This window comes from Kocuria sp. CPCC 205235 (genome assembly GCF_040980905.1).
In the GTDB taxonomy this organism is placed as follows: Bacteria; Actinomycetota; Actinomycetes; order Actinomycetales; family Micrococcaceae; genus Kocuria; species Kocuria carniphila.
In genome coordinates this window covers 112,397-124,847 of record NZ_JAVKPR010000009.1, presented here as the reverse complement: position 1 = coordinate 124,847, position 12,451 = coordinate 112,397, and the positions used below count along the sequence as shown (strand labels likewise).

Below are 12,451 nucleotides of genomic sequence, written 5' to 3'. Positions count from 1 at the left end.
CCTCGGAAGACCTCGACCCCTACCCGGTGAGCGACGCGCTGACAGATCTACACCCTCGATTGTGAAGAGCCAATAATCTCTCCTCCCAGCAGACGTGCCTCAACATCGATGACTACCGCCGGAGAGTTCAACGCAAATGAGAGCTCTGAAAGAGTGTCCACCTGGCCAACACTTTGAACATTGATGGACTTGATACCAGTCTTGTAATCGTCACGCGGGAGAAGAAAGTTAATCTCCACATCCTGGTCAGGGGCCACAGTCTTCTTGAGGACATTGCCTCCTACCTTGATGAAACCATCCTCCTGCAGCTGTCGGGTTACGACGCCTATGACTTCAACATCCCCAAGCGCTGTATCGGCATCCACGGTTGACCGTGGCACAGCCCTCTCGCTGGGATAAACGTGCAGCAGTAGTCTCACCATGTGTCCGCCAATGAGACGATAATCGCTGCGTCCCGATACTGTTTGAGATACTGCCAATTGCCCCCGATAACCCAAGTCATCCGCGACACTCAGAGCGTGCACTCGAATGTGTGACGGATCGGTCTCGTTGTCCACAGTGCTTTACCCCGTAATGTTCCGCGCTAGTTTCTGAGCAGCCTCCAGACTGTCCACGTCTTCTCCATGGAGGACGTCCCAATAGACGATTACCGGGTCGGCAAGAGGTACGTCTGAACTTGTCATTCCGTGTGCGACATCCACCAACTTCCATATCGTTGGATCCTGAGGAACACAGGTGACGAGGGTAGCCTCAACCAGCGGGGCCGGTACGAATCCGTCTCCAGCAAGATCAATCGGGTTCTTCACGTAGATTCTGCCCACACTCGGCAGCTTCCATGGGGCCGTCTTATCGGCGGCCACGTCTCCAGTGATGAGCGGATCAACGTCATACAAGGCAGCGACTTTAACCGCTTGTTCCGTCTGCTCGACCACAGGATTCAAGCTGTACCATCCGAATCCTTGCCCGTTGGGCCCCTCATAGTCGATTAACCATTCTTGAAGCAGCGCCTGCTTGTCGTCGGCAAGGAACCCAGCTTCTGTCTCGTGGACCAAGCCGGCAAGTTGCTTAATCGCGAGGGACACGGCCTGTTGGCTACTACCCAAAACCGCGGCGATCTCGGATTGCCGCAGCGGGCCTGACGCGAGCAGGAGACACCGCATCGTTGCCCATCGAATCCAGGCGCGCCTACCGCGGCGCGGTCTTGGGAGTACATCGAGTGGGCGAGAGGCTACCTCGTGAGCGTCGTCGGAATACACGCGACCGCGAACAATCAGCTGCAGTGGTCGCTCGGTAATGACATCCAACTCACCCCTACTGGCGCGTTCCAGCATGTTCGTAGTGATCGTTCTACCAACGAGTAGTGGACGCACACGCCGGGTTTCAGATGAACCCGTGAAGAAGCGCGCGGCTTCGGATGTGATCCTGTCCATGGCTGGAAGAGGCTTGCACGGGTACCGACCCCCATCTGGTGCCCGTAGTAGCCAAGACCCCATGTCCCACGGGTCTATTTCGAAGTTGAGCTCGCGAAGCAGGTCCACGACATCTACCATCGCTAGTCCTCCAACAAGCTAAACCAGAAAAATTCGATATTACTTGTTGGACATTAGAACACACCTTCGTGTAGAAGCGTGGCCCTAATCCGAGCTACTCCGCCCTATCGAGGGGTTGCAGATTCGCCCTCCGGAGCCAGGGGCACGTCGATGGTGACCGTGGTGCCTTCTCCCTCGATCGATCGCAGTTCCACGGTCCCGCCGTGTTGCTCCACGATCGTGCGCACGATGACAAGCCCCAATCCCGTACCGGGGATCTGCTGGTCCGCGGCGTTCGAGGCACGGGTGAAGCTCGTGAACAATGAATCGATCTCCTTGGCGGGGATCCCCATTCCTGTGTCTTCGCAGCTCAAGCGGACTCCGTGGCCGTCGGCCGTCCGGGACAGGGAGAGAGTGACCGTGCCACCCGGCGGAGTGAACTTCACCGCATTGCCCACCACATTGGTGATGGCCCGTTCCAACCGATCCCTGTCCCCCAGCACCGGCCACGATCCTGCGATCTCGCCCCGGAGGGAAACCTGGCCACTCGTGGCCTGCGGAACAAGATTGGTCATCACCCGGGACAAGCATTCGGCGAGATCCAACACCCGGTCGTGCTTGGAGCGCCCCTCCTGTTCCTGGTCCAGGCGATTGATGAGCAGAAGGTCTTCGATGAGCAGTTGTAGCCGGTTGGTGTTGCGCTGCACTACCCCCAGCACGCGATCCTGCTCCGGGGTGATTTTGCCGTAGTCCCCGTCCTGCAGCATTTCCACATACCCGCTGATGGAGGTGAGCGGGGTGCGCAGCTCGTGGTTCGTGGTGGATACGAAAATGGATTTCTGCCGGTTCAACTCGTGCAGTTGCTCGACCGTCCGCTCGCGTTGAGCCGCCACTTCCCGGGCTTCCCGGGTGAACGAGTTGAAGGACTTCGCGAGGTCCACGACCTCCAAAGCACCCCGTGAGGTGTCCGCGACGGCGTCGGGTTCACCGTGCCGCTGTCGGCTCACGATGCGCTGCAAGCTCAGCAGGGGAGCCGCTAAGAGGTGATCCACCCGGCGTAACGCAACCAGAATGACGATCGAGGACAACAGAGCAGCCATGATCAGCGCCACGTTGGCCACCGTCATGGACCGGTTCAGTTCCGCTTGACTCTGCTCTCGCAGATCGGCGACGTCGTCGCTGAGACTTCGCAGCTCGGCCAGGGCCTCGTTCATTGCCGCTGAGGTCTGCCGCAGGTTGAGCTGCGGGCGCGGGGAGGTACTGTTCGGCTGGCGGGTGAGGTCCAGCCATTCGTCCACTACCTCGTTCATGTGTTGGATCTGCGGCAGGCGGCCGGCGGCGAGAGTTTCGAGCCGTTCACGCGCGTCAGACAGGTCCGCCACTGCTTCCACGTAATCCTGGGCGAAGACCGAATCTTGGGTGACCACGTACCCCCGCGCGGCGGTCTGGGCACGCAGCAGCGTCCCCTGCATTTCGTGGGCCGCGTCCACGAGGGGTGTGATGGTGGCCCGGGTGGTCTCCACGTGCTCCCGCACGGTTGCGAGTCCCCACCCGGCCGTGACTCCCGTGATGAGCAGTGCCACGAACCACAGGGCCACCAAGCGCTGCAGGATGACGCGTACCTTACGGTTGCCCGCCTTACCGGCCCCTGTGCGTACGTGGGAAGCTACGGAGCTCATGAGTCGACCTCGGTGAAACCCGAGCGCGTCATGGTGCCCCACTTCTGCTCGCGTCGAGTGAGCGCGGCGAACCAGCCCTCCAGCCGCCACCACGCGGTGAGTTGCCGGTATCCCAGGTTCTCGAGCACCGCGGCCACCAGGGTGATCCCCAGATCCCGCCAGCGGGGGTACTTGTGGAAGCTCAGTTCTTCTACGGTCACGGCGGCGAGGGTCACGATGATGGCGTAGGCGTAGGCCACGAGCATGAACAGCAGGAAGTACTGCCAGGACACCAGCCCCAGCGCGAAGCCGAGGGCGATGAGCACGAGTCCCACGAGTTCCAACAGCGGGGCGATCAGCTCGAAAATCCAGTAGTAGGGCACCGCCACGAGACCCAGTCGACCGTAGCGGGGGTTGAACAGCATGCCCCGGTAGGCCCACAGCGTTTCCCATAGACCCCGATGCCACCGGGTCCGTTGTCTACGGAGCACGGGAACGGTGCTGGGCACCTCGGTCCAGCAGATCGGCTCGGTCAGGAACGTGACCCGGTAGGGCTTGCGCTGTTTCCTCAAGGTCCTGTGCAACCGCATGACCAGCTCGAAATCCTCACCGATGCTATTGGCATCCAAACCGCCCACCGAGGTCAGCGCGTCACGGCGGAAGACGCCGAAAGCCCCGCTGATCAGCAACAGCGCATTGATGCGGGACCACCCGGCTCGCCCCAGGTGGAAAGCGCGAAGGTATTCCAGGACCTGAATGTCTGCCAGAGGGCTTCCGGGCATGCGGACCTCCAGGACGCGCCCGCCCTTCACCCGGCACCCGTTGACGGCGCGAATCACCCCGCCCGCTGCAACCATGGTGACCGGGTCCTCGATGAATGGCCGGGACACCGCGAGCAGTGCCCCAGGATCCAAGATGGAGTCCGAGTCAACGAACAGCACGAGATCCTCGCGGGCGAGGTTCACGCCCACGTTGATCGAATCGGAGCGGCCCGAGTTGGCTTTACGTACCACCGTCAACCGGGTCCGCCCGTCACGGGGCACGTGGATACTCGTGGGCGCTTCCCGCGCAGCCACATCCTGGGACATCCGGCGGGTCACCGGGACCAGGTCGAAGGCCTTACGCAGCACTTCAAAGCCGTTATCGGTGCTGCCGTCGTCCACCACGATGACCTCGTGACGGGGATGTTGCAGGGAGAGGAACGATTCCACGGCCACGCGGATCCCCATCTCCTCGTTGTGCATGGCCGTCACCACGCTGATTCCCGGCATGGTCCGGGACCGCATCAGTTCCTCGCGACCAGCAAACGGGATCCGCCGACGGTGCGATACGAAGTCCACCGTCGCGAGCCCGATCATCACTAGGTAGGAGGTGTTGATCACCAGGAAGTAGATGAGCACGGGCCACGCCACGAACGCGAGGACGGCAGCGACCGCAGTACGCAACAGCTCAATCCAGTCCACGGGTGGCACTCCTCATGGCGGTCAGTTGCAGGGCGTAGGTGGCGGGCAGCTCAGCGGGGCCGGGTGCGTTCGCGAACGCCAGCAGCCGCTCGCGACCCTGAGGTCCCAGCTCCGTGAGGGCCACTGCCGCGCGTTCGGACAGTCTCGGACGGGAGTCCGCCACGAGCGGGGCCAACGCTTCCACCGAGGAGTGCAGCCCGATCCCTTCGAGAGCGTGTACGGCCGCGAGCGCCACGGTCTCGTGCGGGTGGTGCGCGAAACGGGACAGTACCGGTAGATCGGTCGCGCCCCCGATCCTGCCGAGTGCAGCCACGAGCGATGCGAGGGTCCGGGGGTCGTCTTCCACGGCGAGCCGTTCCCGGACCACCGGGGCCGCCTGCGGCAAGGGTCGGGTGCCGATGACCGTGGCCGCGAGATGGCGCACGGAAGGTTGCGGGTGCACCGTCGCCTCCGTGACCACGCTGGCCGCGGACTCGTCGAAGGCGCACAGGCACTCGACGGCCACCCAGCTGGGGAGTCCGCGCGGACGACGTCGCGGCGCCACCGCGCGTACGACGGCCCGGGCCGCTTTACTGTCGCCGATGAGCGTGAGGGCGCGCGCGGCGGCGACCACCACGTCGATGGAACGATCCTGGAGCAGCGGGACGATCTTCGACCCCGATTCGCGCTCCCGCATCAGCCCAAGGGTCCACGCCGCGTAGGCGCGCCGGATCGATCTCCTGGAGTTCAGCCCCCGCAACGCCCAACTCGAGCGGCCGTGCGAGCGCAGCACCTGGGCCAAGGCGCGCGCGGGTTCCCCTTTGACCTTGGAGAGCATGGCGGAGACCGCGCGATCCACCACGCGTGCCCGCCGACGGGTCACCGTGGTCAGTCGGCTCAATGCGGCGGAATCCTCGTCCTACCCGGAGGCCACGGCGAGCATGGCGGGCCTCAGCTCGCCGATGAGCTGGCGATCCCTGCGTTCGCGCCAAAGCCGGCCGGCCCGCGATCCGAGGATCAGGGCAAGCAGGAAGATGGTGGCCCACACCAGGACCCACAACACCACGGACAGCAGTTGCGCGGCTACCACTGTCTGCGTTGCCACGGGTATCTCACCGCCCCCGGCCGAGGAGCGTGTTGACCCGGTGCAGCAGTTCCCGCGGGCTGAAGGGCTTGGTCACGTAGTCGTCCGCGCCGGTGGTGTAGCCGTCATCCACGTCCGTATCCCGGGCGCGCGCGGTCAGCAGGAGCACTTTGACCGTCTCGAGGCGTTGCTCCGCCCGAATCTGTCGCAGGACGTCCAGTCCGCTGAGCCCCGGCATCATGACGTCCAGCACCACCAGGTCCGGCGTACTGTCCGTGAGCACCTCGAGAGCCGCGTTCCCGTCCGCGACTGAGTGAACGTCGAATCCGGCTTGTTCGAGTTTGAAGAACACGAGCTCTCGGATGTCGGGATCGTCATCCGCCACAAGGATCGAGGGCTGGGCAGGGGTCACGAGGGAACTCCGTGTGCTGGGGGGGTGAACACGCTCCGCGGGGGCAGCGGGCGAGGAGCTACCGCTAAGAATATGCGAGTTCATAGGAAAGGCCGGGATTCCCGTGGCTGGCCGTTGCGCGATCGGCGTGCGCCGGGACTCGCACTCGGGGGCGGTTCAGAACACTGGCCGTTTGGCCACTGCGCTCCGTGTGGAGTGTCGGTAGCGTGAGGGGACGGAAGGAATGAGGTGCATCGACAGTGAACAGGATCATCGACTTCTTGGGTTTGAGAAGTGACTCCCCCGAGGACAGCTTTTGGTACGGCTTCGACCGCAAGCTCAAGGCCAAGCTCATTGCCATGTCCCTGATACTGGCGGTCGCAGTATTTGCGGTGGCCCACTTCTTGTTCCGAGGGATCGACATGTTCCCCGTGATTTTGCCGTGGGCTCTGGCGCTACTGGCGTTCACCTGGTCGCTGTCCGTGGCGAAGAACAAGCACAGGGGCTCCAACGGCCAGGTCTGACGTGAGGAAAACGCAGCACCGGAGTCTCATGGGAGGCAACAGCACGGATCCGGCGGCGAAACGGCATCTTCCTCACATGAGACTCGAGCGCTGCAGTTCCTTCACACAGAATTTCCCCGCTGCACTTAACTCACATGAGGCTCACCGAAGGGATGGCTCGGAACTCGGTCCAGCATCCTGCCCACCAGGACGCTGCCGGCCAGCAATCCGACCGACAGGAGCGCCGTTGGCACGAGCGGTAAGGCCTGCGTCAGCATGAGGACCACCCCGGCGATCGCCATGACCACCGTGAGAACCGCGCCGGGCCCCTGCATGCGGTGAAAGTCCCGAGTGGGAACACCGAGCAGGTTCGCACGAACGACCGCCCCCTGAGCCGCGCCGGAGTTCAACCGTTGCGCAAGCCGCCGCTCAACCCGGTCCAACACCGGGACCACAGCGAACAACACCGCAGCTACCGCCAGGAGCCACGGAAGCCTGGTGGCCCACCACGACCCGGAGTGAGGTTCCGGTAGCGGGAAACCCAGAGTCCACAGCACGAATACGAGACCCAGCACCACTGGCATGTGCCAGAGGTAAATGGTCATCGCACGGGCACTGATGGTCGCGCCAATGGACGCGGCGACCCGGGACGCGTCCAACCTCGGCTTGAGCAGCCGCAGCGCGAAGAACTGCGCGGAACCCAGCAGCACGATCGCGGCGGTGGGCGGATTGAGGTTCACCAGCATGTCAGCCGAGTACGGACCCCAGGTCGCCACCGCGAACAGCGTCAGCAGAGACACCGCAAGGCCGACATACAGACGGCCGCGCGGCCAACGAGCGGCGGCGCCGTCGTGGAACAGGAAGCCAAGCTGCTGCATCAGCAACCAAACCAGGGCGAGGTTGAAGAGACCCAGGGCGGGAGTGTCCAGGACGAACCGTGCGGCGTCGACGGCCACGACGCCGAGGCCCAGGGCAGCGACGGTGCCGCCAGGTCGTTTCTCGTGCCAGCGTGCCATGAACGGCACGAGCGCCGTGACGCCCAGGTAGACGGCCAGGAACCACAGGGGCTGCCCGACACGCAGCCGCACTTCCGCCACAAGCCCCGCATCGAGTCCGGAACCGCCCGCCATGACAAGCACCACGCCGACGACGCCGAACAGTACCACCGCGGGTACGGCCAGTCGCTGCGTCCTACTGATCACGTAGTGCTGCCAGGACGCTCCGCGAGCGCGCATCCGCCGCCACTGAGTCAGGGAGGCGAAGCCGCCGGCAATGAAGAACAAGGGCATGACCTGGATGAACCAGCTAACTGGGATGAACGAGTCGGTGCCTGCCAGGGCCACGCTGGTGAGCCGGCCACCGTCCGATGTTCGTTCGACGCCCGCCATCATGGTGTGGAGTGCGACGACCACCAGCAGGCACAGTGCGCGGATGAGATCCACGGTGGAATCCCGGCCGGTTTTCGTCGGAGCGCTCGGTTTTCCCGGACGGGATGTCGGGCTCAGACGAAGCGGCGGGGATGGGGTGCGCAGTTGGACTGACATCGTGACTCCTCGTATCAATGCGTATCGATTACGAGGAAGCTATGGCGCAGGTTCGCCCCGTTTCATCACTCTGGGGAGCGGTTCCGCACCCCTACGCGAGAGGTAGCCACCGCGGTGCCAGAGGCGTCAGCGCTCGGTGCTCACCAGACCCGATTCATAGGCCGCCACCACGATCTGCGTGCGATCGCGCAGCCCCAACTTGCTGAGGATTCGCGAAACGTGGGACTTCACGGTCTGTTCAGCCACGAACAGTTCTTCTGCGATCTCAGCATTGGACTGGCCGGTCGCCACGAGCTTCATGACCCCGAGCTCCCGCTCGGTCAGCGGGGACAGCGCCGCCGTATCGCGCCGCGTGCTGGGCCGGCGGGCGTAATCGGCAATGAGTTTGCTGGTGATCGACGGCGCCAGCAGCGACTCCCCCGCGGCCACGATCCGCACCGCGGACACCAGGTCCTCCGCCGTGGCGTCCTTCAGCAAGAAGCCGCTAGCCCCGGCGCGCAACGCGGAGAACACGTACTCATCCGCGTCGAAGGTGGTCAGCATGATGATCCGCGGATGCTCCAGACCGGGCATCGCCTTCACCGCTCGCGCGGCATCCAGGCCGTTGAGCTTGGGCATGCGGATGTCCATCAGGATCACATCAGGGCGAGACCGGCGGACCAGTTCGACCACCTCGCTGCCATCGGCGGCGCTGCCGACCACGATGATGTCCCGCTGCGCATCGAGTAACGCCCCGAAGCCCTGACGCACCATCGCCTGGTCATCCACGATGATCACCCGGATCGCGGGATCATCGTGGTGCGCCTGCGGCATCTGGTTCTGGGCCATGCCTTGAGGCTAGCCCCGGTGCACCGCACCCGCAGCATGTCTCGGGCGGGTCGCCGCGGATATCCCTCTCAGGTATCAGCACGGATCACTCCGCAGGGTGATGACCGGACCACGAGCGCAGCCCCACGATCAGGGCATGTTCACTTTCGCCATTGGTATCGCCCTTGTCGCGGCTCTCTGCCTGGCCCTCGGCACGCATCTGCAGCACCGGGTGGTCGCGGGTCGCTCTGCCGACGCCGCCGCTCCGGCAAGCCCGACGACGCCGCGTGCCCATGTTGTCCGCCGCATCTTCCGCAGCCCCCTGTGGCTAGTGGGACTGGCACTGCTCGTGCTTGAAACGGTGCTCAACGTGATTGCCCTGGGGCTCGCTCCCGTGGCGCTCATTCAACCGTTGGGAACGCTCTCCCTGGTGGCCGCCGTGATTCTCAGCCTGCGAGCGGCACGTTCCAAAGGAACCGATCAGGTTAAGACCCAGATGTCCAAGGGCGTCATGGCGGGGATCGTGATCACGATCGTGTCCGTGGGTCTGTTCGTGGCTGTTTCAGCGAAATGGTCGATCGACCCCGAGGCCTCACCCGGTCGCCTGCTCACGCTCGGCTGTCTGCTCGTGGTGTTCTCCGCCGTGGGTGCCGCCGTGGCCAACAGCTCAACCGGTCACCTGGCTCGCATTGCGTGCGCCGGTGTCTTGTTCGGGACGGTGGCCGCGAGCACCCATGTCCTTCTGTTCACGCTCCTGCAGGCGTTCGACGGCGCTGTGCTCGGTCCCGATCTCCTGCCCGTCATCTTCGGGGCACTATCAGCGGTGCACTGGTTCTTGATCACAGGATTGATCCTCGGTTCGATCACCGGAATGTGGGTCGTACAGACCGCCTACCTCAGCGGCCCACCGGAAACCGTGCTGGCGGGGCTCACCGTGATCGACCCGCTCACCGCAGTGGGAATCGGGGCGCTGCTGCTCGGTGAGTATGCGCCCATGCCGACCCCCGTCCTGATGACCTTGGCCGTCGTTGCTGTGTTCGCCGTACTCGGCGTCCTTTTGTTGGTGCGAGCGCACCCTTCGGTACTGCGACCCGCGCGGGCACCCCACGAAGCCTCAGTCGGCCGGCCGGCCCGAGCGCCGTCGACCCTCGCCTCGTACAGATCTACTCCGGCGCGCCATGGTGCCGCCGTCACTAATGAGAGAAGCTGGTCCTGATGTCATCATCATCCGCCACACGGGCCCCGTTGTGGGTTCGGCTCCCGCGGCAGCTCGGCTGCGACTACGCCTATGTGCTGCCGGGATTCTTCATCTCGGTGTTCGCTTTCGTACTCCTCATCCCCATGTTGTCCGTGTCGCTGGGCACGTTCATCGTCTGGGTGGGCGCGCTGCTGCTGCCCCTCACCCTGGTGCTTGCCGGGGCCTTCGCTCGACTCTCCCGCTCGCGATTGCGCCACTGGGGAGTCGATCTGCCGCGGGCGCGGTACCGCACCAAACAGCCGGGGATGTTCGGGTGGATGAAAACCATGGCGGATCCGCGGTTGTGGCTCGACTTGGTCTTCGAAACCCTCATTGCTTTTCCGCTGCGCACGTTGACCTTCTCGGTCGCGGTGTCCTGGACGGCCACCGCCCTGGGTGGAGTGACATATTTCTTTTGGGGCATGTTTCTCCCAGAGGACAATAACGGCCTGGTCGAACTCGTTCTCGACGCGACGTCGAACGGCGCGATCCCGTCATCGATCTCCGGCAGCTTTGCGCTAGAGGCCGCATTCAATTTCGTGACGGGCTTTGTCTTCCTCGTCTCGTTGCCCGCCGTCCTGCACGGCCTCGCCAGCCTCGACGCCCTGGTCACCAAGGCTGCGCTGGGAAACGGCGGCGGCCCCGCCTCCCGCGAGGTGCAACCCGGTCAGCCCGACCTTCCGCCCTGGGCCTCTCACCAAGGCCCGCGCACGGACAGCATTGCCAACCGAGCCACACGAGAAACCGAGCACTCCGAACCCCACCTCGCACGTTTCGCCTCTGCGGACGGCTGGGCATGGCTCACCACCGCCTTTGCCGCCGTCGTGTTACTGGCGATCTCCTGGCCCCTGTTCGGAGTCCTCTACGCCGTGCCCGTTGTCCTGGCGATGGTGGTCGCGATCGTTCACAGCGCGTCCTTGGTGGCCGCCGTGAGGTGGCCCGTGGTCGGGATGGTGGGGAACGCCGTCGCCGTCCTTGCTACCGCCGCGGTTACTGCCTCCACGCTGGGCCCACCCTGGCCGTGGCCGGTAACCACGCTGATGGTGCATGGTTTCGTCCTGCTGCTGGTGGCGCTCCGCCGACCCTGGCCCTACGCCGTGGTTGGCTGGCTGGTGGCCAGCGCTGCGCCCCTCCCCGCGGTGTTCCTGTTGCGGACGGACGTCTCGGGCGGGGCGCTCTCCAGCTTGATCGTCGCGGCGTCGGTCTCGGCCGGTGTCCTCGCCCTGGGTATTCTCGTGCGGCAGCAGCTGCTGGGCCGTTCGGCGCTTCAGGCGGCGCGGCGAGCAAGTGCGGAGGAGAGCGCTCAACGGCGTGAGCTTCAGGAACGCAACCGGATCGCCCATGAACTGCATGACGTGGTCGCCCACAGCATGTCAGTGATCAGTGTGCAGGCCACGACTGCGGAGTACCGACTCCCGGGGATGGACGAGCGAACTGCTGGCGAGTTCACCTCGATTGCTCAGTCCTCCCGACGCGCGCTCACGGAGATGCGCGGGCTGCTCACCATTCTGCGAGGCTCCGCGGACGCGCAACTGGTCCCGCAACCCACGCTCGCGGACGTCCCGGCGCTCATTGAATCCACTCGGCAGTCTGGCGCGCGGATCGAATTCGACGTGCGGTCCGGACGCGATTCACTGGACACCGACGTACCCGCGGCGACCGCTCTCACCGCGTACCGGGTGCTGCAGGAGGCGCTCAGTAACGCCGTGCGGCACTCCCCGGGCTCCGCAATCACCGCGGGGGTGGACGTTTCCGACCGCGGGATCGTCATGGACGTGGTCAACGGCCCCGCCGACGACGCCGCCTCGGGTTCAGCCGTTCCCGCTGCCCCGGGTGCCGGGCTGGGTCTTGCGGGAATCCGCGAACGGGTCGAGGCATTGGGTGGTTCGGTGCATGCCGGACCCACTGGCGATGGTGGGTTCAGGGTGCGCGCAGAGCTGCCTGTGGGCTGACTCGCCTCGTGGGGAGTTGACGTCGGGTATACGATTCCCACGTACATCTTCGGCATCCACTTCGGTGGTGAGTGAGCCTTCGGGCGTCAGGGGGTTGTCGGCTTGTCAGATGCCGGCACTAGATAGAGCTGCGTGACTGCGACGCCCGTGTGAATTTCATCCACGGTCGCAATCCTTTATGCCCTTTGAGGCATTCGTTCTGTCATCCCATTTTTCTGCCTGCCTTCCGTGACACCAAGGTCCGGGTCCTTAAACGTGCCTTCTCAGTGGTGAGGCGCGCGGGCAGAGTAAACCGAAAGCTTTC

At 64.4% G+C, this 12,451-nt stretch carries 12 protein-coding genes; 3 read left to right on the top strand and 9 right to left on the bottom strand.

The window, feature by feature from the left end; translation table 11 throughout:
- Positions 1–47 precede the first annotated feature (47 nt).
- The 7 genes from RF638_RS08560 to RF638_RS08530 all read right to left on the bottom strand — a co-directional run bounded on the left by RF638_RS08560 (position 48) and on the right by RF638_RS08530 (position 6,125).
- Positions 48–557, bottom strand: coding sequence for a hypothetical protein (locus RF638_RS08560; RefSeq protein ID WP_368841771.1), 510 nt, complete (start codon positions 555–557; stop codon positions 48–50).
- A 6-nt stretch (positions 558–563) separates the two neighbouring features.
- Positions 564–1,082, bottom strand: coding sequence for a hypothetical protein (locus RF638_RS08555; protein WP_129700235.1), 519 nt, complete (start codon positions 1,080–1,082; stop codon positions 564–566).
- A 572-nt stretch (positions 1,083–1,654) separates the two neighbouring features.
- Complete coding sequence (locus tag RF638_RS08550) at positions 1,655–3,208, bottom strand: ATP-binding protein (RefSeq protein WP_368841770.1); 1,554 nt, start codon at positions 3,206–3,208, stop codon at positions 1,655–1,657.
- On the bottom strand, positions 3,205–4,650 hold the full coding sequence (locus tag RF638_RS08545; RefSeq protein WP_368841769.1) for a glycosyltransferase: 1,446 nt from the start codon (positions 4,648–4,650) through the stop codon (positions 3,205–3,207). Before RF638_RS08545 ends, RF638_RS08550 begins: the two co-directional genes overlap by 4 nt.
- Positions 4,637–5,530, bottom strand: coding sequence for a HEAT repeat domain-containing protein (locus tag RF638_RS08540; RefSeq protein ID WP_368841767.1), 894 nt, complete (start codon positions 5,528–5,530; stop codon positions 4,637–4,639). Before RF638_RS08540 ends, RF638_RS08545 begins: the two co-directional genes overlap by 14 nt.
- A gap of 18 nt (positions 5,531–5,548) precedes the next feature.
- Entirely contained in the window at positions 5,549–5,734 is a 186-nt protein-coding gene (locus RF638_RS08535) for a hypothetical protein (protein WP_368841766.1), read from the bottom strand.
- Positions 5,735–5,741: 7 nt separating this feature from the next.
- Positions 5,742–6,125, bottom strand: coding sequence for a response regulator transcription factor (locus RF638_RS08530; RefSeq protein ID WP_368841765.1), 384 nt, complete (start codon positions 6,123–6,125; stop codon positions 5,742–5,744).
- A gap of 239 nt (positions 6,126–6,364) precedes the next feature.
- On the opposite strand from RF638_RS08530, the gene RF638_RS08525 reads away from it, so the two are divergent.
- On the top strand, positions 6,365–6,628 hold the full coding sequence (locus tag RF638_RS08525; RefSeq protein ID WP_095797169.1) for a hypothetical protein: 264 nt from the start codon (positions 6,365–6,367) through the stop codon (positions 6,626–6,628).
- A 125-nt stretch (positions 6,629–6,753) separates the two neighbouring features.
- On the opposite strand, the gene RF638_RS08520 is transcribed toward RF638_RS08525, so the two are convergent.
- Positions 6,754–8,151: an acyltransferase gene (locus RF638_RS08520; protein WP_368841764.1), complete on the bottom strand. Its 1,398-nt coding sequence runs from the start codon at positions 8,149–8,151 to the stop codon at positions 6,754–6,756.
- A 126-nt stretch (positions 8,152–8,277) separates the two neighbouring features.
- Positions 8,278–8,979, bottom strand: a complete 702-nt coding sequence (locus RF638_RS08515) for a response regulator (protein ID WP_368841763.1) — start codon at positions 8,977–8,979, stop codon at positions 8,278–8,280.
- 136 nt (positions 8,980–9,115) lie between these two features.
- Here RF638_RS08515 and RF638_RS08510 point away from each other — a divergent pair, with 136 nt between their 5' ends.
- Both RF638_RS08510 and RF638_RS08505 read left to right on the top strand, forming a co-directional pair.
- On the top strand, positions 9,116–10,174 hold the full coding sequence (locus RF638_RS08510) for a DMT family transporter (RefSeq protein ID WP_259914032.1): 1,059 nt from the start codon (positions 9,116–9,118) through the stop codon (positions 10,172–10,174).
- The gene (locus tag RF638_RS08505) at positions 10,174–12,147 is read left to right on the top strand and encodes a sensor histidine kinase (protein WP_368841762.1); all 1,974 of its coding nucleotides are present in this window, start codon (positions 10,174–10,176) and stop codon (positions 12,145–12,147) included. The genes RF638_RS08510 and RF638_RS08505 overlap by 1 nt, the downstream gene beginning before the upstream one ends.
- The last annotated feature ends 304 nt before the right edge of the window (positions 12,148–12,451 follow it).

Excerpts from the sequence above, each read along its gene's own strand:
- RF638_RS08550 (WP_368841770.1), bottom strand. The coding sequence starts at position 3,208 with ATGAGCTCCGTAGCTTCCCACGTACGCACAGGGGCCGGTAAGGCGGGC.
- RF638_RS08520 (WP_368841764.1), bottom strand. The coding sequence starts at position 8,151 with ATGTCAGTCCAACTGCGCACCCCATCCCCGCCGCTTCGTCTGAGCCCG.
- RF638_RS08515 (WP_368841763.1), bottom strand. The coding sequence starts at position 8,979 with ATGGCCCAGAACCAGATGCCGCAGGCGCACCACGATGATCCCGCGATC.
- RF638_RS08510 (WP_259914032.1), top strand. The coding sequence starts at position 9,116 with ATGTTCACTTTCGCCATTGGTATCGCCCTTGTCGCGGCTCTCTGCCTG.
- RF638_RS08505 (WP_368841762.1), top strand. The coding sequence starts at position 10,174 with ATGTCATCATCATCCGCCACACGGGCCCCGTTGTGGGTTCGGCTCCCG.